At 47.2% G+C, this 22,779-nt stretch carries 22 protein-coding genes; 11 read left to right on the top strand and 11 right to left on the bottom strand.

The window, feature by feature from the left end; genetic code table 11:
- The first annotated feature begins 2 nt into the window (after positions 1-2).
- The 8 genes from FMS18_RS12700 (at position 3) to FMS18_RS12665 (ending at position 8,899) form a co-directional block, all read left to right on the top strand.
- A complete protein-coding gene (locus tag FMS18_RS12700; RefSeq protein ID WP_163295049.1) occupies positions 3-1,280 on the top strand; it encodes an NAD(P)/FAD-dependent oxidoreductase in 1,278 nt (425 codons plus the stop codon).
- Positions 1,281-1,299: 19 nt separating this feature from the next.
- Positions 1,300-2,400 carry a glutamine amidotransferase family protein gene (locus FMS18_RS12695; protein ID WP_163295048.1) on the top strand — a complete coding sequence of 367 codons (1,101 nt, stop codon included), beginning with the start codon at positions 1,300-1,302 and terminating at the stop codon, positions 2,398-2,400.
- A 4-nt stretch (positions 2,401-2,404) separates the two neighbouring features.
- A complete protein-coding gene (locus FMS18_RS12690; RefSeq protein ID WP_163295047.1) occupies positions 2,405-3,157 on the top strand; it encodes a hypothetical protein in 753 nt (250 codons plus the stop codon).
- 45 nt (positions 3,158-3,202) lie between these two features.
- A complete protein-coding gene (gene yajC / locus FMS18_RS12685; RefSeq protein ID WP_163295046.1) occupies positions 3,203-3,553 on the top strand; it encodes a preprotein translocase subunit YajC in 351 nt (116 codons plus the stop codon).
- Positions 3,554-3,669: 116 nt separating this feature from the next.
- The gene (gene secD, locus FMS18_RS12680; RefSeq protein ID WP_163295045.1) at positions 3,670-5,271 is read left to right on the top strand and encodes a protein translocase subunit SecD; all 1,602 of its coding nucleotides are present in this window, start codon (positions 3,670-3,672) and stop codon (positions 5,269-5,271) included.
- Positions 5,272-5,284: 13 nt separating this feature from the next.
- Positions 5,285-6,358 (top strand): protein translocase subunit SecF, encoded by a 1,074-nt coding sequence (gene secF, locus FMS18_RS12675; protein WP_163295044.1) that lies wholly within the window; start codon positions 5,285-5,287, stop codon positions 6,356-6,358.
- A 197-nt stretch (positions 6,359-6,555) separates the two neighbouring features.
- Complete coding sequence (locus FMS18_RS12670; RefSeq protein WP_163295043.1) at positions 6,556-7,371, top strand: sulfotransferase family 2 domain-containing protein; 816 nt, start codon at positions 6,556-6,558, stop codon at positions 7,369-7,371.
- A gap of 376 nt (positions 7,372-7,747) precedes the next feature.
- On the top strand, positions 7,748-8,899 hold the full coding sequence (locus FMS18_RS12665; protein ID WP_163295042.1) for an amino acid permease: 1,152 nt from the start codon (positions 7,748-7,750) through the stop codon (positions 8,897-8,899).
- A 35-nt stretch (positions 8,900-8,934) separates the two neighbouring features.
- Here the strand turns inward: FMS18_RS12665 and FMS18_RS12660 are convergent, their stop codons facing one another.
- Complete coding sequence (locus tag FMS18_RS12660) at positions 8,935-10,173, bottom strand: hypothetical protein (RefSeq protein WP_163295041.1); 1,239 nt, start codon at positions 10,171-10,173, stop codon at positions 8,935-8,937.
- Positions 10,174-10,576: 403 nt separating this feature from the next.
- Here FMS18_RS12660 and FMS18_RS12655 point away from each other — a divergent pair, with 403 nt between their 5' ends.
- A complete protein-coding gene (locus FMS18_RS12655; protein WP_163295040.1) occupies positions 10,577-12,304 on the top strand; it encodes an aldehyde ferredoxin oxidoreductase family protein in 1,728 nt (575 codons plus the stop codon).
- Positions 12,305-12,356: 52 nt separating this feature from the next.
- On the opposite strand, the gene FMS18_RS12650 is transcribed toward FMS18_RS12655, so the two are convergent.
- The 10 genes from FMS18_RS12650 to FMS18_RS12605 form a co-directional block, all read right to left on the bottom strand.
- Positions 12,357-13,469: an FUSC family protein gene (locus tag FMS18_RS12650; RefSeq protein WP_163295039.1), complete on the bottom strand. Its 1,113-nt coding sequence runs from the start codon at positions 13,467-13,469 to the stop codon at positions 12,357-12,359.
- 10 nt (positions 13,470-13,479) lie between these two features.
- Positions 13,480-14,445, bottom strand: a complete 966-nt coding sequence (locus FMS18_RS12645; protein ID WP_163295038.1) for an HlyD family secretion protein — start codon at positions 14,443-14,445, stop codon at positions 13,480-13,482.
- A gap of 149 nt (positions 14,446-14,594) precedes the next feature.
- Positions 14,595-15,569 carry a 4Fe-4S binding protein gene (locus tag FMS18_RS12640; RefSeq protein WP_163295037.1) on the bottom strand — a complete coding sequence of 325 codons (975 nt, stop codon included), beginning with the start codon at positions 15,567-15,569 and terminating at the stop codon, positions 14,595-14,597.
- A 19-nt stretch (positions 15,570-15,588) separates the two neighbouring features.
- Positions 15,589-16,473, bottom strand: coding sequence for a dTDP-4-dehydrorhamnose reductase (rfbD, locus tag FMS18_RS12635; protein ID WP_163295036.1), 885 nt, complete (start codon positions 16,471-16,473; stop codon positions 15,589-15,591).
- Complete coding sequence (gene rfbB, locus FMS18_RS12630; protein ID WP_163295035.1) at positions 16,470-17,492, bottom strand: dTDP-glucose 4,6-dehydratase; 1,023 nt, start codon at positions 17,490-17,492, stop codon at positions 16,470-16,472. Before rfbB ends, rfbD begins: the two co-directional genes overlap by 4 nt.
- Before the next feature lie 114 nt (positions 17,493-17,606).
- Entirely contained in the window at positions 17,607-18,092 is a 486-nt protein-coding gene (locus FMS18_RS12625; RefSeq protein WP_163295034.1) for a tRNA (cytidine(34)-2'-O)-methyltransferase, read from the bottom strand.
- Between the two features lie 509 nt (positions 18,093-18,601).
- Positions 18,602-18,982 (bottom strand): RidA family protein, encoded by a 381-nt coding sequence (locus FMS18_RS12620; protein WP_163295033.1) that lies wholly within the window; start codon positions 18,980-18,982, stop codon positions 18,602-18,604.
- A 17-nt stretch (positions 18,983-18,999) separates the two neighbouring features.
- Complete coding sequence (locus tag FMS18_RS12615; protein WP_163295032.1) at positions 19,000-19,983, bottom strand: hypothetical protein; 984 nt, start codon at positions 19,981-19,983, stop codon at positions 19,000-19,002.
- Between the two features lie 76 nt (positions 19,984-20,059).
- Positions 20,060-20,413 carry an STAS domain-containing protein gene (locus FMS18_RS12610; RefSeq protein ID WP_163295031.1) on the bottom strand — a complete coding sequence of 118 codons (354 nt, stop codon included), beginning with the start codon at positions 20,411-20,413 and terminating at the stop codon, positions 20,060-20,062.
- An 82-nt stretch (positions 20,414-20,495) separates the two neighbouring features.
- A complete protein-coding gene (locus tag FMS18_RS12605) occupies positions 20,496-21,614 on the bottom strand; it encodes a response regulator (protein ID WP_163295030.1) in 1,119 nt (372 codons plus the stop codon).
- A gap of 209 nt (positions 21,615-21,823) precedes the next feature.
- On the opposite strand from FMS18_RS12605, the gene FMS18_RS12600 reads away from it, so the two are divergent.
- Positions 21,824-22,510, top strand: a complete 687-nt coding sequence (locus FMS18_RS12600) for a PilZ domain-containing protein (protein WP_163295029.1) — start codon at positions 21,824-21,826, stop codon at positions 22,508-22,510.
- A gap of 1 nt (position 22,511) precedes the next feature.
- On the top strand, positions 22,512-22,715 hold the full coding sequence (locus FMS18_RS12595; protein ID WP_163295028.1) for a hypothetical protein: 204 nt from the start codon (positions 22,512-22,514) through the stop codon (positions 22,713-22,715).
- The last annotated feature ends 64 nt before the right edge of the window (positions 22,716-22,779 follow it).

The raw sequence follows: 22,779 nt of genomic DNA, 5'->3' as shown, positions 1-22,779 counted from the left end.
TTATGGCATATGTAATTATCGGTAACGGTATTGCTTCTCTGGGAGCCATTGACGGCATCAGGAAATATGACCGCAACACCCCGATTACTGTGATTGGGGCCGAGAATACTGCTGCTTACGGCAAGCCGCTGACCTCCTATCTGCTGGCTGGAAGAATCAGTCCGGAAAGATTGTCCATGCGCCCTGATGATTATTACAAGGGGAAAAATGTAAATCTAAAGCTGGCTACATATATTAATAAGATTGATCTTGAAGCGCGGGAGTTGCGGACCTCTGAAGGTGAGCAGATCCAGTTTGAAAAACTTCTTCTTGCCACAGGCGGCAAGCCCTATGTGCCGCAGGTAAATGGTCTTGAAGGGGAAGGTGTTTATAATTTTACTGCCGCTAAGGATGCATACCGTTTGATTGAGTCGGTTAAAGATTTGAAAAGGGCGGTAGTGATCGGTGGCGGGCTGATCGGTTTGAAGGCTGCGGAATCCCTGTATAATCGCGGAGTTGAGGTGGCTGTTGTTGAGAGTGATCAGCGAATTTTACCCCTTGCTTATGATGGAGAAGCTGCCGCATTGATCGCCAAACGGGTTGAGGAAGCTGGAATGCTGGTTCGCTGCGGGGTAAGCGGTAAAAATATTGTGCGCGACAAAAGCGGCAAGCTGCGCGGAATTCTGCTGGAAGATAAAAGTTTCCTTGAAGCGGACGCCATTGTTATTGCCATCGGGGTGGTTTCCAATACCGAACTTGCAGAGCAGGCCGGGATCAGGGTGGATAAGGGCATTGTTGTTGATGACAATATGTTCACCGGAAAAGATGGAATATATGCTGCCGGGGATGTGGCACAGGCCCGTGACGTAATCTTTGATAAAGATAAAGTCGTTCCGGTCTGGTCCAACGCATATACCCAAGGTTATTATGCCGGAAGGAATATGGCAGGGAATGAATCGAAATATCCCGGAACCATGTCCATGAGTTCGATAAGTTTTTTCGGGCTGCCCACAATTTCAGTGGGGGAGGTCAATCCTGATCCAGATAATTCTGAATACGAAATCTATACTTTTTTTGATGAACGCAAGCAGAGTTACCGCAAGCTGGTTTTCAAGAAAGACCAGCTTGTCGGTTACGTGTTGGTCGGTGATATTGATTTCGCGGGAATGTATACCTCGTTTATTAAATTCAAATTTAAAGTAGACGCGATTACCCGTAAGAGACTCAGCCAAGGCGAACCGGATGTACTCATGTGGCCCGATGAATTTTTCAACAAAGCATGGAATCCAGATTCAAAGTAAGCCGCCGGAGGCACCAAACATGAAAGCACCAGAAAATTATCATGATTTTGAGAAGGACATATCCGGTTGCGGGGTGTTCGGTGTAATCAGTAAAAGCCGTGCATGCATTCCCGGCGATATTCCCATCCGGGCCATGAGTTGTATGCATGACCGTGGTAATGGGCTGGGCGGCGGGTTTGCGGCCTATGGAATTTATCCTGACAAGGCCGATAAATATTGTCTGCAATTGCTTTGCGATGATCAGCAGGCCCTTGATAAGGCTGAAGTAATTATCAAAAGATATTTTGATATTAATGAGTCTGAACCTATCAGGACCCGAAAAGTATTGACCATCCCTGATCCGCCGGTGGTCTGGCGGTTCTTTGTTTATCCTAAAGAGTTGCGGCCCCAATCCCGGTTCAGCGCAGGGAGCGAATCCGATTACATTGTCGGCGTGGTCATGAAGATCAATAAAGAGGTTCCGGGCGCGTTTGTTCTTTCCAGCGGCAAAAACATGGGTGCATTCAAAGGTGTGGGCTACCCGGAAGACATTGCGGAATTTTATCGTCTGGATGAATACGCGGCTTATATCTGGACGGGGCATAACAGGTTTCCCACCAATACTCCGGGCTGGTGGGGCGGCGCGCACCCGTTTACCATTCTGGACTGGTCCATTGTGCATAACGGGGAAATTTCATCATATGGAATTAATCGGCGGTATTTGTGTACTCACGGATATGAATGCACCATGGATACGGATACGGAAGTTGTTGCTTATTTAATTGATTTATTGGTACGTAAGCACGGTTTGAGCCGAAAACTGGCTTCGTCTGTTTTTGCACCTCCTTTCTGGGAGGAAATTGAAAAAATGGATGGCCCGGAGAAAAAGCTTTACAGCGCACTGAGAACCACATACGCAAGTGCAATGTTGAACGGTCCGTTTGCCATACTGGTGGCGGATTCAGACAGTTTGTGGGGACTGAATGACCGCATCAAGCTGCGGCCGCTTGTAGTGGCTGAGAAGGATGACCGGGTCTACATGTCCAGTGAGGAAAGTGCCATACGGCTGGTCTGTCCCGACCTTGATGAGGTCTGGATGCCCAAGGCCGGGGAACCGGTCATAGTTCAGGCGGACGGGTGACGGTATGGCTGGATCATTAAATATAGATGCCACAGGCATGGATTACCGCAGGCTCAATGAAATAGTGCGTGAAAATGTTCGAAACGGAGTAGGTGAATTCGTTCTCGACAATGTTGTAGGACAAAGGTACATAGCTACAGCCCTTAAAGGGAATTTGACTTTCACAGTCAACGGCACGCCCGGTCAGGACATGGCTTCTTTTATGAAGGGGCCGAAAATAGTTGTGAACGGCAATGTGCAGGACGGCACCGGAAATACCATGGATGACGGACAGATCGTCATTAAGGGGTTTGCCGGGGATGTTCTGGGTTACGCAATGCGTGGTGGAACTATTTACGTTCAGTCCGATGTCGGGTATCGGGTAGGAATCCATATGAAATCTTATATGGATCAGCAGCCTGTGATTGTCATCGGCGGCAAGGCCGGTGATTTTCTGGGTGAATATATGGCCGGAGGAGTGATTTTACTTCTTGGCATGTTTTCTGGTAAACCAGATGCTCCCATCGCGGGAATGTCGCTTGGGACCGGGATGCACGGAGGTGTAATCTACGTGCGTGGAAAGGTTTCCGAGGATATGGTCGGCCATGAAATAATGGTTGAACCCGTGGATAAGGGCGATCTTGAGGCAATAGCCGAGATTGTCCGGGATTATTCAGAGGAAATCGGTGTGGATGCGGCAAGAATAATGGCTTCAGATTTTATGAAGCTTCTACCACGGTCACACCGCCCTTACGGGGATATGTATGTCCCCGTGTAATAGGCGGATTGTTTTATTCGTACACAGTCTTTTCAGGAGGACGTAATGTTTTTTGCAGATGTCGCACACGCGATGGGTGCAGCCGGACAGCAGGCCCAGGGCGGGCCTATGGGTGCACTTGGTTCTTTTCTCCCTCTCATCCTCATGTTTGCAATTTTCTATTTTCTGCTCATCAGACCGCAGCAGAAAAAAGCTAAAGAGCACAAAGCCATGCTGGAAGCAATCCAGAGAGGCGACCGCGTTCTTACCGCAGGCGGCATTTACGGCAGGGTAACTGCTGTAGATGGCGATGAACTGACCGTTGAGCTTGCAGAAGGCTTTCAGGTCAAGGTTGAAAGATCTTTTGTCTCCAACCTCGCTAATCCTGCGAAAAAAGAAGAAAAGAAAGACAAGTAAGTCTTTTGGTGTAGTGAAGCCTATCAAGGCAAGACACTTTTCGGATGAGTCCGTAAGTGCTTGCCTTTTTAGTGTTTTTGTAACCTATCCTAGTTGAATTTATAAAGGGAGAGGAGATGAACGGGAGTCTTCGTTGGAAAATAGTCCTGACCCTGCTTGTTGTCGTGTTTGGAGTTGCTTACCTCCTTCCTTCACTGCCTGCGGTTCAGAATTCGGGAATGGCTCATTTCCTGCCTGATGACAAAATCAGTTTGGGACTTGACCTTAAGGGCGGTATCCATCTCACACTTGGTGTGGATATGGATAAAGCCATGGATAACAACCTTTCTCGTATGGGAGACGACCTCAAGGCCGTTGCTCGTGAGGAAGGCATCATTGTACTGAAGCCCAAAGTTCTCAAGGGCGAGAGAGTTGAAGCAATTCTCCTTAAGCAGGACCAGCAGGAAAAGCTGGAAAAGCTCGTTAAGGAAAATTTCGGAAACCTTACTATTCTCAGTACAGCAGTGAAGCCTGACGGCAAAGTCACTTACGTTTTTGCTCCTACACCGGAATACAAGAAGTACCTGACCAAGCTGACTATGGATCAGGCTATCAAGACCATCCGCAACCGTATTGACCAGTTCGGTGTGGCTGAGCCGGATATCCGCAAACAGCAGGGCAATCGCATTCAGGTGCAGCTGCCCGGTATGCAGGATCCCGAAAGGGCCATCAAAATCATCGGTAAGACCGCACATCTTGAATTCAAGCTGGTGGACGAAGCTGCTGATCTTGAAAAAGCACAGAAGGGCATTGTTGCCCCCGGACGTGAAGTTACTGTCATCATGCACAGACTTCCCGACGGTTCGTACATTGAAAAACCAATTGTTCTTAAGAAAGACGCCATGCTGACCGGTGAATACATCACCGATGCTCAGACCCGTTTTGACCAGTTCAACCAGCCTTATGTCACCCTGAACTTTAACAGCAGGGGCGCAAGAATTTTTGAACGGGTCACCGGTGAAAACATCAAGAAACGCATGGCTATCGTTCTTGACGGAAAAGTTTATTCCGCGCCGACCATTCAGGATAAGATTGCTGGGGGCCGCGCTTCTATTACCGGTAGCTATACCACTGAAGAAGCACACGACCTTGCTATTGTCCTGCGCGCAGGTTCACTGCCCGCTCCGGTTAAAATCCTCGAGCAGAGAACTGTCGGTCCTTCCCTTGGACAGGAATCCATTGATAAGGGTGTTGCCGCTGCCGTTGTAGGTAGTGCTCTCGTGCTGGTTTTCATGCTTGTTTATTACGGCTTTGCCGGATTTGTTGCTGACATTGTGCTGGTGCTCAACGTTGTACTTATCCTTGCAGGTCTTGCAGCATTCGGCGCGACCCTGACTCTTCCCGGTATTGCGGGTATCATCCTGACCATCGGTATGGCTGTTGATGCAAACGTCATCATTTTCGAACGTATACGAGAAGAACTCAGAAGAGGGCTTACTGCTAAGGCTGCTATTATTGAAGGCTACAGCAGAGCGACCCTGACTATTCTGGACGCAAACATCACCACTGTGATTGCTGCGGTTATTCTTTACCAGTTCGGTACCGGGCCGGTGCGCGGTTTCGCGGTAACACTTACTCTGGGTATTCTTACCTCCATGTTTACCGCTATTTTCGTGACCCGCATCTTGTTTGATCTTTACACCTCCAAGCGTGCCGCTGATGCGCCGCTGAACATTTAAGGAGAGTGAATAAATGGGATTGCAGATAATTAAACCCGATACCAAAATCGATTTTATCGGATTCAAGGCCAAGGCGTTCGTCATTTCCGCTGTGCTGATCCTTCTCGGACTCGGCTCTCTGGTAATGAACGGCGGCCCCAAGTACGGCATCGACTTTGCCGGCGGTATTGTGGTTCAGGTTAAGTTTGATAAAGAAGTAGGCGTAAAGACCGTTAAAGGTGCTCTCAAGGAAGCTAAGCTTCCCGGACTGGTTGTTCAGAGTTTCGGTCATGCCGATGACAATGAAATCCTGCTCAGGACTTCTTCCTCCGAGATCAGTTCTTCAGAGGTAAGGGATAAAATATCCTCCGGGCTTGAGTCCGGTCTGAAGGGTACCGGCTTTGAAATTCAGCGTCTGGAAATGGTTGGACCCAAAGTTGGTGCCGACCTGCGTACCAAGGCTATCGAAGCATTGTATTTCGCGGTGCTCCTGATTGCTATTTACATTTCCGGTCGTTTTGAGAAACGCTGGTTTGCTGCGGCAATAATGGCCGGTGGTCTTTTCGGCGGAATCACCCTGTTGCAGATGATCGGTATGTCCACCACCGTACTTATCTTCGGTGCACTGTTCATTACTATTGGATTGTGTTGGTACCTGAAGCTTAATTACGCGCTTGGTGCAATTGTGGCACTTATCCATGATATTATGATTACTGTGGGTATTTTCTCCCTGCTCGGCAAGGAGTTTGACCTGACCATCATCGCAGCCCTGCTGACCATCATCGGTTACTCCCTGAACGATACCATTATCGTTTTTGACCGTATCCGTGAGAATCTGCTCGGCAAGATCAGTGATTCCCTCGCTGAAACCATCAATATCAGTATCAACCAGACCCTTAGCAGAACCATCCTTACTTCCGGCACAACCCTGCTGGTTGTAGCGGCTCTGTTCGCATTGGGCGGCGGCGTAATCCACGATTTCGCCCTTGCACTGCTCATCGGTGTCGGCGTCGGTACTTACTCTTCAATCTTTGTTGCAAGCCCCATCCTTCTCGGATTCGGACCCAGCAAGATCGAAGACGATATGGAAGAAGCTGAAGCTGCATAGTTTCAGAAACTTTCAGATTGCTTATTCAAGCGGGAACGGCTCAGGCTGTTCCCGCTTTTTTTGTGCGTTTCTTGTTGATTGATCTTGTGGTGTGGTTTGGATAATATTAAAAGCTGTTACGGATAGTTCTGAAAACAAAACATGTTGTCTGTATGGTTTAGCCAAATTAATCTGAGTCTTCCGCTTAAGGAGTTCCTTTGCATAGCCCATTCTTTTTTTTGCATATTCCAAAAACTGCAGGGACAACATTAAATCATATTTTTGCAGCTAAATTCCCTGAAGAAACAATTTGCTCTGTATACACCAAAGAAGAGTTCAGTTTATTCAAAAAGATTACCACTGAAGAATTGGAAAGGATCAAGCTTGTTCAAGGGCATGTCTTTGTGCACGATTTTGATGAATTCTTTTCCGGTTTTATGGGTAAAAATGCCTTTACCTTTTTAAGAGAGCCGATTTCGAGAGTTGTTTCTGAATATAATTTTTTACGTACATGGCCGGGGAATCACCTTTATAAATATTTGAATGAAGAGAACGTCACTCTGGCAGAGTATGTGAGCAGTGAGCGTCCTGAGCTCATATATCGCGGGAAAAATCTGATGACGCGATCTCTTTGCGGTGCTGTAGATGATGGTAGGACCATGCTTGAACGGGCAATGGAAAATTTACAGAGATTGCATCTCGTCGGTATTACAGAGCGATTTGATGAAAGTCTGCTGATGCTGAAGAAGATGATGAATCTTGAAAATATCTTGTATGAGAAGCGTAATGTCAGAAAGAAAAAAGATGAAATAGCAGAGGAAGAGTTAGCTGTTGTGCGCGAGTACAATGAGCAGGATATTGAGCTCTATAATTTTGCATGCCGGATTTTTGAACAACGTGTTAAGGATTTAGGTCCTGATTTTAAGAAAGAATTTAATATGTTTCAAATGATGAATGAACGCTATCAGCGAATATCAGCACTGCTCATGAAGCAAAATGAAGAAAACGGGGAAGATTTTATTTACGGCAAGTAAATTCGATCATACACGTAGGTAATCTTTTTTTGCTGCTTGGTTGATTTATACAGATTTAAATGAACGGGAATGCTCTGGGCGTTCCCGTTTTTTTATGGTCTAGCGTTTTAGTGTGGAAACTTTAAATTTGACGCATAAATTTGTTATCCTTAAAATTATTGCAAATAATTTCGATAAGAGTATGTTTTTTAAAAGGGAATACGAAATAAGTAATTTCTGCTTCAAAGCTCAGAATGAACTTCATTTGGTCTTTGTTCCGTGTGCTTCAATATCCCGTCTATATAATTTTTGTTTCCAACTTCTGTCAGACTCAACCCTTGTATTCTTTCTTGGAATGCAGGTGTTTTTTTGATGATTATCTTTTAAGGAGATTGTTTTGAATACTAAAACGCTAGGCGCAATCAGCGTTGTGGCTGGAACTTCTATTGGTGCAGGTATGCTGGGCCTGCCAATGACTCTAGGAAATCTCGGATTCACCACTGGAGCGTGTGCTCTTGTTTTTATGTGGGTCGTGGCTGCTTACTCTGCTTTGATGCTATTGGAAATTAATTTGGAATTCGGGAAAGGCGTTAATTTTAATTTCATGACCCGCAAAATCCTTGGACATACCGGACAGCTGATAGGAACCGGAAGTGTTTTCTTTTTGTTGTACTGTCTGATTGTGGCATACCTTAGTGGAATTGGAGGTCTTGTTTCCAATGCAATCGGAGTTGAGCCCCGGCTGGGGGCCGCTTTTTTTACTGCCATCAGCATTGTGGTTCTTGTTGCCGGGACTCATATTGTTGTGCAGGCGAATAAATATCTTTTCATTTTGATGATTGCAGCGATGTTTGTCTGTTTCGGAACTCTTGGTGGGCAGATGAATTTAAATTTTCTCTCGCAGGGCAATCCTACTCCTCAAGCCCTTTTTGTAACCTTTCCTGTTTTGATTACTTCTTTCGGCTATCATGTCTGTATTCCAAGTATTGTGAATTATATTGGGGAAGACAAAAAGAGTCTCATGCGAATTTTACTTCTCGGCGGGGCCTTGCCGAGTTTTTGCTATCTTCTGTGGCTGTTTCTCTCCCTTGGAAGCACAACCCCGGAGCAGCTTGCTTCAATCACAAACGTTGATGCTTTGGTCGATTTGATCAGCGGTGGAACCGTGTGGGTCCAGACTGTCGTCTCTGTCTTTGCGTCACTGGCCTTGATTACTTCGTTCTTGGGTGTTTCGTTGAGTTTGTTCGATCTTGTTGCTGAAACTTTTAAGCGCAAAGATAACTGCATGGGACGCATCGGGACCAGTCTTATTGTATTTCTTCCACCGCTTGGCGCATCAATGCTGGCACCGGACGGTTTTATCGCAGCCCTTGCTCATGCCGGTGCAGCCTTTACTGTAATTGCGGTTTTGTTGCCATGTATCATGATTTGGAAAATGCGCGCAGCCGGGTTGAATCAGAAGTTCAGAGTCTTTGGAGGGCGTCCGGCAATTGTAGCCAGCTTTGTTTGTGGGCTGGCAATTATTCTCGCAAATTACGTTCATGCATAATTAAGGGGCCGTTGGCCCCTTTTTTTATCGTCTGTTTAATATCTAAAAATCCAAGGTAATACGAGGACCGAGAAGCCGGTCCAGATTGCATAAAGGGGAAGGTAGCGGGCAAGTCCGATCTCGATATCTTCCAGTGTTCCTTTGCTGGAATGATAGCGCAGGTAGCCCATGCCCATGACTGCCAGATTTCCGAAAGTAACAAGGTTAGAGCCGAGAACACTCATCCGGTTAGCAGTCAGGCCGTATTCGAATATACGCCATCCGATGGCGCAGATTCCTACAAGGTCAAGAATAACGGTTGCTACAACCATTAAACTGATTACTGCGGTACTGAGACGGCCTGCTCCTTTTTCTCCCCGTCCTGTCAGCGTGAATACGGCAGTCGCCAGCACACTTAGCAGCAGTATATTGTAGGTAAGCAGGGTGGAGCGGTCCTGAAAAAGTTCTTCAGTGTTCCATGCCATTGCCCCCATGTAGCTGAGAATAAGTACAAGCAGTAGCGGCGAGAAAATACGGGCTAATAAGGGGACCAGTTTTCGAGCAGCAGAGTATGTGTCCGTAGCCCATGCTGCCACCAGCGGGATTGAAGCCATTCCGTAAATCGCCAGATCTTCAATTATCCAACTACTGTCGATGTGCAGCATGTCAAATAATCCGAAGGTCAGCAGAAGTAGTACGCCTCCCCCTAAAAAAAGAAGCCCTGCGTGAATGATCAACTCTCCGCTGAAGCGCAGGTATTCGATTCGCTGGTCTGTTGATTGCCAGTTATTTGCAACCCGGCATAGTCCGTATAGGGACCAGAGAAAGAAAGGCAAATTAAGGCAGACCAGCGTATACACGTCATCCCATTTTTCAGGGATGAAAGTCATGAATAATCCCAGAAAAAGACTGATCCCGATTCCAAATTTAGTCGTCTTTCTGGGCCAGCCGTGCATGTGCATTGTGTAAAGGAACATGGCTGAAAGTGGGATCAGCGAGACCATCCAGCCGAACAGTTCAAAATTATCAAGGTCTGTCCATTCCGGAATTTTCAGCAGGGTCCCGGCAGCAAAGCAGAGCAGGAGCATGATCATAAGGTCAATTGATGAAAGGGCTTGAGTCTTTGCAGGCGAGAAATTAAGCCTAGCCTGCCATGCTCGGAATAAAAGTGAGTCCTGCTGATTTACAAACGCATCCTTATATGATTTGCGAAACCCTTTTGGGTCATCCCGGTAGATTTCTTCAAGATTTTCAGGGTCGGTAATGGTTGTCCGAATTTTTGATTCAATCGTCATTTCTTCTCCCCATTGCATAGTGTCGGAGCTGGTTTATTGTATTTGAAGTTAAAATATTCTGAAAATTGAAAGCTAGTCAATAATCATGAAAAAAATGTAACATTAAAATATTGCAAACTCTCGTAATGTAGTGTTGCGATTGTGGTGATTATTTAATGTAGAATAGATCGAGTTGTGTTTGTGTTTATATGTATTGTGCAAAGTTGTTGGTGCTGTTTTGCAACAAAAAGTATAAATATGTCAAAAAAGATATAATAAAAACTTATGTGCTTGCCCGGATATAATTTAAAATCTTTGACAAGCGTGTGTACAAGTATATAATTACCTCACTTATTAACGGAAATGATTTATTTAAGAACGAAGGTTGGTTTTACTAATTTTTCAAAATCTATAGGTGGTTATTATGCCCAGAATCCTTAGAATCAACACCCGTACCAAAGAGTTCAAATTTGAAGAACTCGGTGATTACGCAGGTCTCGGCGGACGCGCTCTGACTTCAAAACTCGTAAACAGCGAAGTTCCCGGTGATTGTCATGCTCTTTCCGCAGAAAACAAGCTCGTATGGGCTGCCGGTATCCTTGCCGGTTCCGGTGCAGCAAACTCCGGTAGACTTTCCTGTGGTGCTAAGTCTCCCCTGACTGGCGGTATCAAAGAAAGTAACTCCGGCGGCCAGTTCGCACAGGTTCTGCCCCGTCTCGATATTCTGGCTATTGTTTTTGAAGATAAGCCTGAAATGGACGCTCCTTTTTCCATTGTTGAAATTTACGCAGACCGCGTAGAGTTCAAAGATGCTACTCCCATCGTAGGCATGGATAACTATCCTGCACACGAAAAACTCAAAGAAACCTACGGCGACAAGGCTGTTACCGCTCTGGCAGGTCCTGCCGGTGAACAGTGTCTTGCTGCTTCTACCATCCAGTTTTCCGATCCCCACCTGAATCCTGCACGTTCCGCAGGTCGTGGCGGTATGGGTGCTGTTATGGGTTCCAAAAAGGTTAAGGCTGTTGTTCTTGATCCTGAAGCAAAGGGCCGCATCAAGCCTGTTAATGAAGAAGCTTTCAAGGTTGCGCGTAAGCGTTGGCTCGAAATTCTCATGGGTCATCCCGTAACCAGCGAAGGCCTGCCCGCATTCGGTACCGCTATCCTCGTTAACATTATTAATGAAGCCGGTGCACTGCCCACCAAAAACTTCCGTTACGGTCGTTTTGACGATGTAGCAGAAATCTCCGGTGAAAAAATTGCTGAAGTTATTGAATCCCGCGGCGGTAAAACCAAAGAAGGTTGTCACACCGGCTGTGTTATTCAGTGCTCCCAGCGTTACAACGATAAAAACGGTAACTACCTGACCTCCGGTTTTGAGTACGAAACCGTTTGGGGATTCGGCGCAAACTGCCTGATCAAAGACATCGACGATATCGCTACCATGGACCGTATTTGTGACGAAAAAGGTATCGATACCATTGAAATGGGTTGTACCATGGCTGTTGCAATGGACGGCGGTGTACTTGAATGGGGCGATAGTAAAGCCGGAATCGAGCTGCTTAAGAAGATCGGTTCTGCCGATGCCATGGGCCGCATCATCGGTAACGGTGCAGACTTCGCAGGTCAGGCTTTCGGCGTTGACCGCATCCCCACTGTTAAGGGACAGGGGCTGCCCGCATACGATCCCCGCTCCGTAAAGGGTGTCGGCGTTACCTACGCAACTACCCCCATGGGCGGCGACCACACTGCCGGTTACGCAGTAGCTACCAACATCCTCAAGGTCGGTGGTGATGTTGATCCTCTTTCTAAAGAAGGTCAGATCGAACTTTCCAAGAACCTCCAGATTGCTACCGCAACCATTGATGGTCTCGGCCTCTGTCTGTTCGTAGCCTTCGCAGTTCTGGATACCGAAGATGCAGTTCAGTGCATCTGTGACCTCGTTGCCGCAACACACGGTATCGAATTCACCGTTGAAGACTTCATCGCTCTCGGTGTGAACACCCTTAAGGATGAACTTGATTTCAACCGCAAGGCCGGTTTCACCAAGAGTGACGATCAGCTGCCCCGTTTCTTCAGCGAAGAAAAACTTGAGCCCCATGACACTGTATGGGAATACACTGTTGAAGAACTTCAGGCTGCTAAAGTCTAAAGCTGCTTAAAATAAAATGAGTTAAGCCCGGTTGAGAATCTCTCAGCCGGGCTTAATTTTTGGCTTCATCTATGGGGTCGGGATTGTTCCTTTCAAAGAGTGCATGAATTATATTCCAGAGAATCAGTCCGGCTAGGATACCGCATAGTCTTGTAATTGGAGGCCCCAGCTCTGTGCCCGGACCAAGACCCTGCACAAGGGTTAAAGTAAGGGCTATGCCTGCTTGCAGACCCATGTAGGAGCAGCGCGGGTCGCCATGGTCAATGTAGGAAAAAATAAAGATAAGCAGTCCATAGGCAGCACCCCAAGTAATAAGGTAGTGCCCCGCTGTGCTTCCGAGCAGGAACAGGCCTATGCTTCCTCCTGTCACACATCCCAGCAGTCGCAGAATTCCCTTGCGCCATGTTTCTACCGGGGTTGGTTGAAGCAAGATCAATGAGGTTACCCCGATTTGCAGGACTCCCGGCAGGTCCAGCCATTTCCAGATCAGGGGAACTGAAACCATGGCAAGAGCCAGACTGATAGCCTGCTTGACCAACTCTGATTCCTGTTTCGCTGTCATTTTGTTGGTATCGGGATGGTTGTCGGTGTTTGCAGAGGGAGTAGTTGATGGTTGTGAGGTCTTGTCTGTTTCCGGTGGGGAAGGATTGAAAATCGCGCTCATGATGATTGCCATGATTGTTCCAAGACTGATTTCAAAAGTGCGGTAAAAAGCGAAATTGAATATTGAGTGCGGTACGACCAGCCCGGCAATGGAGAGTAGAACAATCATGAAGCCAGCCATGGACCATGCATAGCTGTCCCTGCCTCGTAGGGACGAGACCATTACAGTGGCTACAGAAGCAAAAAAGATAAGACATAAAATGGCAAAGACGTTGTCAATAAACGTCCCCAGTAGAATCAGGGCCAGCAGACATCCGGCTATGGTTCCGATAATGCGCAGTGTACCCTTGATCAGCGATGCATCATAGCTTGAGCGGGAAACCACCAGCGCGGAAATTCCTGCCCAGTACGGTTTTTCCAGATTCAGCCAGTTGGCGATGAGCACCGCGCAGAGAGCTGCCATGGCCGCTCCAAGAGCGCAACGGGCCTGATTTGCATTAAATCGGCTTAATTCTTTGGCAAGACCCTGCTTGAAATCACGGAAGACAATGGCGGCATGCATTTCAAGGTCCTCAGTACACGACTATTGTGCGGGCATCGGAACCGCTTAGCAGGCGGATTCTTTCCGGTCTTTTGATGTGGATACGTACCGGAAAGCGGCGGGAGAGCCTGATCCAGTTAGTCTTCGGTTCCACATAGGGAAGCAGTTTCTTTGAGACCGGACTGCGCGAAACCCCGCGGGCGATTCCCTGTACTTCGCCATCAAAAAGCTGCCACGGGTAATTATCCAGATGCACGGTTACATGTTGTCCCGGTTTGATATGACGTACCAGCTGTTCGCGGTAATTGGCGACTACCCGCCAGTCTTCATCTGAAACAACAGCCATGATGGGCTGGCCGATTTTAGCATAGTCACCGGGTTTGATGTTCAGGGCGGTGATAAATCCATACACCGGGGCATATAGTCTGGTGTGTTTCATTTCATATTCCGCCATATCCAGCTGGGCCTGCGCATGATGTGTATCGTGTGTCTGAGCGACGACAGCGGCCTTTGCCTCGGCTACTTCCGCCCCGGTTTCCTTGTGTCTGTCCAATGCCTTGCGGTAAGCCTCCAGTTTTTCATCATAAGCCTGCCTTGATACGGTCTTAGCTTTTATAAGTTTGCGGAATCTTTGTTCAGTTGTTGCGGCAAGTGTTAGAGCTGCTTGACTTTCTTTGAACAGGGCTTCTGCTGCTTCAAGGTTTTTGTTCTGCATTTCAAGTCTTGAACGGGCTTGATTCAGTCTTGCGTTTGAGCTTTTAAGATTGATTTGAAAAGGAGTGGGATCGATGACTGCCAGAAGTTCGCCTTTTGCAACCATCTGGTTGTCTTTTACTTCAACCGAAAGCACATGCCCTTTCACTCGCGGAGCCATGCGGATGATGTCCGTTTCCAGATAGGCATCATCAGTGTAGGCGACGAAATATGTTGAGACCCAATATATAAACAGCAGAAACAGGGCTGCAAAAAGCAATTTGAAAACGGTTTTGCGGTTCATGGTTGCTTCCTTTAATTGGGGTGCTAGTGCGGATTAGGGTATAATGATAAACTGATTTATGTAAATTTACCACTGTTACAAAAAAACGGCACCCCTCGACTTAGATAGTCGTGAGGTGCCGTTTTTGATTTTAAAGTTCAGTTGTTCTTTTACATCATCATATAATATTTACGCAGCATTTCCAGCGGGTACGGTGAATCCCAGTGGTTGGTGAATTTTGCAGCTGCATAGTAGACCAGCAGGATCAGCAGCGACCCGGCAGCGATTACATACCACGGCAGTTTTACCCGGCTTAAACGGTCGGTGACATTCAGGCAGCCGTCCACCGGGCAAGCGTTGATGCATTGGGTGCAGCCGACGCATTCAGCGGAGTTGACGGTCTGTTTCAAGTCCACCTCAATTCCGCCGGGACAGGCCGTATTGCATTTTCCGCAGCTGATGCATTTGTCCTCATCACGCTTGATGGCAACCGGGGATACTTTGGAAAGTATGCCCAGCAGTGCTCCGTAGGGACAGAGGAAGCGGCACCAGAAATAGGGGATGAAAATTCCCAGCAGCAGGATCACACTGACCACAATGGCAGCAGTCAGACTCATATCGGTAAAGAAGAGCATCATTTTGGCTTCGGCTGTGAAGTTGTAAGGAGAATGGATAAAGGTATCCACCTCACGTCCGCTCATCTTGAAGAAAACCATGTTCACAAAAAAGGCCAAGGCAATATATTTGGGAATAAGCATCCCGAGTTCGATTTTCCCTTTGATGGTAATGATCTTGCCTGTTTTACGTCCGATTCTGTTTAGTAGATTGTGAATAAATCCAACCGGACAGAGGTAGCCGCAGAACCCTTTGCGCACGATCAGGCTCATGACCATGACTGCGATAAAAATGGTCAGCCCTGCTGGATGCACTTCATCAAAGATTCCTTTACTGAAAAGCTGTTTCAGGGAAAGCAGGGAGCTGATTGGCAGGAATCCTTCCACGGCTCCGGGTTTGCTTACGGCAATGTCGGATTTGCCGATCATCCATTGGTAGAAAAGATAAAAGCGGTATCCCACCCAGATGCAGAACAAGGTCATGGCGCACTGAATGGAATCCCGCAGCAGTTCAGGGGATATTTTTTTCATTTTTCCTTTGGCGGGAAGATTAATCTTCCTGATGGTCTTTCAGGTCGTTGTAAACATAGTCCCTGAGAGCCTGAACCCACGGGCGCGGAGTTGTTCCGGTCACCTCGGTAAATTTTGAGGTGTCCAGCACTGAGTAGGGCGGTCTGGTGGCCTTGGTGGGATAGGCGGAAGTTGGGACCGGGTCGACCCGGCAGTTGATGGCGCAGCAGTTGATGGCCTCGGTGGCCAGTTCACACCAGCTTGCCTTACCGGAGTTGACTACATTGAAAATTCCCTTGGCTTCATTCTTGAGCAGCTCAATTGTGTACTCTGCAAGATCAGGTGTGTAGGTGGGCGATCCGGCCTGATCATGAACGACGGTCAGGTTTTCCCTTTCTTTGGCAAAGTTCAGGATTTTATGTACGAAGTTGGTTTTGTGCGGGCCAAACAGCCATGCTGTGCGGATGATCAGGATATCTTCGTAATCAAGTTCGCTTAGTCGTTCTTCTCCGGCCAGCTTGGTTTCTCCGTAAACAGACTGAGGGTTTGTACGGTCCTCTTCCGTGTAGGGAGAGTCCTTTTTACCGTCAAAGACGAAGTCCGTGCTGTAGTGAATCAGCTTGATATTGAATTGTTTGCAGAGCCTGCCCAATGTGGCAGGCAGTGTGGTGTTTAGCAGGTGGGCGTTGTTTTCTTCATCTTCAGCAAGGTCTACCATGGTGTAGGCCACTGTGTTGATTACGAAATCCGGCTCTTCCCTTTCCAGCAGTGCTATCAGGGATTCCTCGTTCATGGGGTCAAAGTCGGAGCGGGACAGAGGAATGGTTACAATCTCCTGCGCCTGCATTTTTTCTGCAAGGCTTTGCCCGAGAAGTCCGGTTCGTCCACCGAGAATTACTGCCTTTTTACCTGCTAAATCAATCATTTTCGCTCTCCGTACCATTGGTCCATGAATTCGCGGTAAGCTCCGCTGCGAACATCTTCAAGCCATTGTCCGTTGTTCTGGTACCATTCTATGGTCTTGCGGATTCCTTCATCAAAAGTCACTGCCGGGGTGAAGCCAAGTTCCTTTTCAGCCAGTGAATAGTCCATGGCGTATCGCATATCATGTCCGGGCCTGTCTTTGACATAAGTTATGAGCGACTCATTTTTTCCAAGAATTTCCAGAAGCTCTTTAACCAGCTCAAGATTGGTTTTTTCAGCAGCACCGCCAAAGTTGTAAGCCTTTCCGGGCTGTCCTTTGAGCAGAGTGAGTTCCACCCCGGTGCAATGATCATCAACGTAGATCCAGTCTCTGACGTTGGAGCCGTCACCGTAGATGGGAAGGCTTTCGCCCGCAGTGGCTTTGATAAACATGAGCGGGATGAGTTTTTCCGGGAACTGGTAGGGACCGTAGTTGTTGGAACAGCGGGTTATGGATACGGGAAATTTGTAGGTCTCGAAGTATGCCCTTGCCATGAGATCCGCACCGGCCTTGGAGGCAGAGTAGGGACTGTTGGGCTCAAGGGGATTTTTTTCGCTGAAGGCCGGGTCATTCGGTCCGAGGGTTCCGTAGACTTCGTCAGTGGAGACGTGGACGAATTTTTCGATTCCGGCACTGCGGGCGCATTCCATCATGTTTTGCGCGCCGAGGGTGTTGGTGGTCAGAAAGGGAGCTGGGTCATTGATGGAGCGGTCCACATGAGATTCAGCCGCAAAGTTGACCACTGCATCGATCTTGTAATCGTGCAGCACAGAGGTGACGAATTCCTTGTCGCAGATATCGCCTTGGATGAATGTGTAGCCGGACTTGTCATCCTGCTCCAGATCAAACAGGTTCTTGCGGTTTCCGGCGTAGGTCAGTTTATCGAGATTGAATAGTTTCCAGTCAGGATGTCTTTCTTTCATCAGGTAGATGAAGTTGGTTCCGATAAACCCGCATCCGCCGGTAATAAGAAGTCGCATAGATTCTCCGCTGAAGATTGAAATTCGAGGGCGAATATACCTCTTGCCGCAATGATATGCAAGAAAGTGCAGTGTGCAAATTGCAGTGCGGCAATCAGTGTCTATTGAGGAAAGTTATTTAAAAGAAACTTCTGCGTCCAGACAGGACAGTGCTTGATAGAGAATGATCCCAGCCGAGGTGGAAAGGTTCAGACTGCGCACGTTATCCGTGGTGGGGATGTTCACCGCATGTTCGAATTCATCAAACATCCAACCCGGCAGGCCTCGTGTTTCCGGGCCAAGCACAAGATGGTCTCCGGGTAGAAATTTAAAATCGAAAAGATGGGTTCCCCGTTTGGCACTGGTGGTGACAAGTCGCCGGGGTTTTGCGTTTTCTTTGTAGTCCTGCCAGTTCTCCCACACGGAAAGCTTTACCTTGGGCCAGTAATCAAGCCCGGCTCGCTTAAGATGCTTGTCGGAAATGGAAAAGCCCAGCGGCTTAATGAGATGCAGCTCGGTGTCTGTTCCTGCGCAAAGCCGGGCAATATTTCCGGTATTGGGCGGAATTTCCGGTTCAAAGAGAACAATACTGAAAGGATTTGTGAATTTTTCCTGCTTCATGGCTGGAATCGATAGCAGGTGAAAGTAGATAGGGCAATCCCTGATTCAGGATTAAAATTCGGGCATAAAAAAATGTCCGGATCAATCGCGGGAGGGAGGGCAGAATCGCTTTTGTGTATAATTTTTTTCTAAGCTGTTCGTTTCTACCGTTTCCTGCACTCGCCTATCAGTCCAGAACATTTTTTAAAGATGGATGAAGAACGACTCTTATTTTTAAATTTATTGTTGTGTTTGTTTAGTCTGTTCTTTTTGTCCGTCTTATTTGTTTATAAGCAGAATACGTGCCAGTAATTATTGGTAGTGAGTAACTACTTTGATTTGCGTGCTTTTTCCTTTGGCAGATAAGTACGCAAATCGTAGGCGGTAAGGCAGTGTCGGAAAACGGACGGATTTTTGGCAGCAAAAAAGGGACCGCGAGGCCCCTTTTAAAATTTCAAGTAAGATATGCTAAGCGAAGTGCCGGAGGCAAAATCCTTTCATTCTTAATAGCGCGATAGCGCATCAATTAACTAAATAGCAGCAATGCACTTGATTTCAACGAGTCCGCCTTTAGGCAGCGCGCTTACTTCAACAGCGGCCCGTGCGGGTTTGTGATTGGCGAAGAATTCGGAATAGACTTCGTTAACCTTGGCAAAATCGTTCATGTCGGTCAGAAAAACGTCAACACTGATGACCTTGGTCATGGCACTTCCGCAGGCATCAAGAATGGCCTTCAGGTTCTCAAGGGCTTGTCTTGTCTGTTCCTGCACATCAGTGGAAACGAATTCGCCTGTCTCCGGGACAAGTCCAAGCTGTCCGCTTACAAAGGCTTGCGAGTTGTAGATGGTAGCCTGAGAGTACGGTCCGATTGCGGCAGGCGCGTTTTCGGTGTTTACGGTAGTAACTATCATATCCATTCCTTGTTTTTTTAAGATTGTTTGGGGAGTCCCCATAAATATTTGTCGGAAAAGCTTTCCGGTATAAATTTGGTTATTTGAACTAATGCCGCCACAATCAGGCAGGACATGATCAGCCGTCCCCAAAAGAGTCCGGAAACGTGTCCGCCAATCATCATGAGCAGCAGGGTGTCTTCGATCAGGCTGTGGCAGATGCTCATCAGGGTCAGAGAATAAAAAACGTCTTTTTTATCAATGCGCCCGGATTTTGTTTCATGGATGATCATGCCGCCGCCGTAGGAAAGGCCCATGGTTAACCCTACTACGGTTAAGGCAGAAGCCTTGGTTCCGATTCCCATCATGGTCAAGAAGGGACGGAGCAGGAAATCCATGGCCGCAATGACCCGGATTTTGGTCAGGATGCGCATGACCGCCAACAGACACAAAATTATACCGAAGATGGAAATAAGATTGCGGATTTCGCCCAAGGCCCACTCAAAAATTGTTTTTTCAATGGCGGAATTGTCCGGGGTGAGCAGGATATTGGCCGGCCCCTGAAGCATGTCAAAGTTCTGGTAGACTAGGTTCAGGATGAGCCCCATCAGGAAAGCCGCTGCCATCCTGATCAGTAATTGAAATCCGAGCTTGGGGCCTGAGCTTTGGACCACCCGCAATTCTACGGGCATGGAGTGGGCCACAAGAATCATTGTGCCTAGAACAGTTGCCTGCGCAGCTGTCAGGGGCTGGTCTTGCGCAAGGCTCAGGAAGACTATCAGGCCGCTGTATATGTTGTTGATGAGTGCGGTGGCCCAGACAAGACCCATCTCACCGGGAAGCCCTACCAGCTTCATGACCGGGGCAAGGGGAGCGGCCAGGTAGCCTACCAGATTGAATTCCTGAAGAATTTTAACGGCAATGACCACCGGGATCATTATTTTGAACAGATCCAGACTTATGCGTGCAGCATCTTTTACAGTAGCCAGAATAGGATGGAACAGATTTTCTTTGGGAGACATGATTGTGATGGGTGGAGGATGAAAAAAGAAAACCGGACAGACTTTCCAGCCTGCCCGGTGTTTATATCGAGTTCAGTTAGGCCAGCATTTTTTCTTTGAGGCCGTTTACTGCGTCTTCTTCAGTTTCGTAAAGTTCGAAAACTTTGTGCAGGGCGGCGATGTCGATGATTTTTTTGACCCGGTCACTGATGTTGAACATGGCAATGTTGCCTTTTTCTTTCATCAGCTTGTTGCGCAGGGTGATCAGAGTGCCGATACCCATGCTGTCCATAAAGTCAACGCTGTCCATATCAAGTGCTATGTTAAACTGCTTTTCTTCGAAGATCGGGTTGATCTGACGCTGAAAATCATGGCTGACGACATGGTTCAGTTCCGAGGATTCAATTTTTACAACGGTGATTTCATCTATCTGTTTAAAGCTGAGTTCCATTTTTTTTCCTTCTTATGTGGTTCTATTGCAAGGATCACGGCTAGCAAGCTACACCGCCTTTTAATTTCAATCAAGTCTGAGTTTAGCCGGGAAAGCTGATTTGGAATGTAGCCCCGTTGTCATTGAAAAAGTTGACTTCCCCGTTAAGCTGCTGTGCAAGTGTTTCCACAAGGGTCATACCAAGGGTTCTTGAACCGCTTATGGAGAAATCTTCAGGTAGTCCTACGCCATTGTCGGATACTTTCAACTCGATACGGTCATTTTCCCTGTGCATGGAAACTTCAAGTTCACCTCCGGTATTCATTTCGTAAGCATGGGTCAGAGCGTTGGAAACAAGCTCATTAATGATGAGGCCGCAGGGAATGGCGGAATCAATGCCCATATGAATGTCTTTAATTTTATATGAGGGGCTGACTTTTCCATCCACGGAATAGGAGCGGAGCAGGAAGCTGATCAGGGTCAGTGCGTATTCGTTCATATCGATGCGTGATAGATCTTCGGAGCGGTAAAGTTTTTCGTGCAGCATGGACATGGAACGAACCCTGTGCTGGCATTCACGCAGCAGGTTGTGTGCTTCGGCATCATCGGTGTAGCCGCTTTGCAGGCTGAGCAGACTTGAAATAACTTGCAGGTTGTTTTTCACCCGATGGTGAATTTCTTTAAGCATGACCTCTTTCTCTGCAAGTGAGGCCCTGACAAGTGCTTCGGTTTTTTTACGGGCGGAAATTTCTTCTGAAAGGACTTTGTTGATTAGTTGCAGTTCTTCAGTTCGTTCGCGGATTTTTCGTTCCAGTTCCTCTTTGTATCTTTCATTTTCAACTAGAAGGCGTGCTCTTTCTCTGGTGCGGAGAATTGCATTTTCTAAATCGGTAAGATCAGTGATGGGTTTCGGAATGTAATCCCATGACCCGAGCCTGACCGTGGCAATTACATCTTCGAATGAACCTGTGCCTGAAACAACAATTACCGGAGTCTGCGGGGCTTCCTGTCCAAGCTGTTTAAGCACGGATAAACCGTCCATTTCAGGCATTCTGAGGTCGAGCAGGACCACATCAGGCTCTTGTTCCCGGAAAATTTTTAATCCTTCGTGGCCGTTGGCTGCCTGTAATACTTTGTATCCGCTGTCTTCAAGGTAATGTGCAATGGAAAGGCGTACGCTTTCGTCATCATCAATAGTCAAGATTTTGGGGGCTTCATCCATGGGCAGTATCCAATTTCAGCTTAGGTTTGTTTTTTTGATAAGCAGCAAATTTGCCTGATAATAACTTTGCGTATTGGTTGTTAGTACTTTCGGCTTAAGTTATGTTAATGTTTGAAAACCTTTATAACTGTGTATTTTTTGATTTTGTGAGTATATATTGATAACGACAGTTAGCCAAGTGGATATTTTTTTATGGAGGGTCATTAAGGGTGGACAGATTGAGAATTTTACTCGTTGCAGCCCCCGGGGATAACAGGGGGATATATCTTCAGGCTTTGAGGAGTTTTGATATTGACTGTGATGTTGCCGAGTCTCTTCATGAAATTTCCCTCAAGCACAATAAGATTAAGTATAACGGATTCTTGATTGATATTCCGACTCTCCTTCGCTCAACAGCCGCGGATAAGGCCGATGCTAACCTTTTGAGCGACAATTTCCCTGTGATGCGGCTTAGTTATAAAGCTACTGAGGGAATACGCTGTATTCCTACCGGTAAGTTCTCAGGGCATGGTAACACTCTTGAGGAATTCTTCAGGGAGAGCTGCCAGAACTTTACAGCAAGATCGTTACGTGGCACCAAAAGGGCGAACAGGGTTTTGAACGTCTTGCTGAACAGGGATATTAATTCTCCCAACAGCCATATGGAAAAGAGCGTTGCCCTTAATTTTTCCGCAGAAGGTTGCTTTTTGTATTCTGTTTCGCGGTGGAAAAAAGGTGAAACTCTTTGGGTGGCGTTTATGGAATTGAGCGATAAAACCCCCATTAAATCGGAAGTGTTGTGGAATGTTCCGTGGGGTGTGAAATCGCAGATGCCCGGCATAGGGCTTAGGTTTTTGTCTCTTTCCGAGGAACAGGCGGATCAGATTGATGATTTAATTCAGGTTAAGAAGGTGTAATGTGGGTGAGTTAAAAGAAGATAAGAATTTTGAGCGGTTGCTCGAATGCATGGCTCGTGGGATTCTTGTGGGCGGATCGGTAGGAGCTATTGCGGGGTGGTTTTTTATGGATATCCAGCGGGCTTTGCTGCTTGGCATGCTGGTCGGTTGCGTTGCCGGACTGACCATGAAGAATGTCCGCGATAAAAAGGATGTCGAAGATTAGTTTTTTACATGTTTTTCAAATAAAAGCGGCCGCTTCCATATGGAAGCGGCCGCTTTTATTTTGA

The organism is Desulfovibrio sp. JC022 (genome assembly GCF_010470665.1).
In the GTDB taxonomy this organism is placed as follows: domain Bacteria; phylum Desulfobacterota; class Desulfovibrionia; order Desulfovibrionales; family Desulfovibrionaceae; genus Maridesulfovibrio.
Note: the sequence above shows the minus strand (reverse complement) of the source record. Positions and strands in the feature narration are given on the sequence as shown.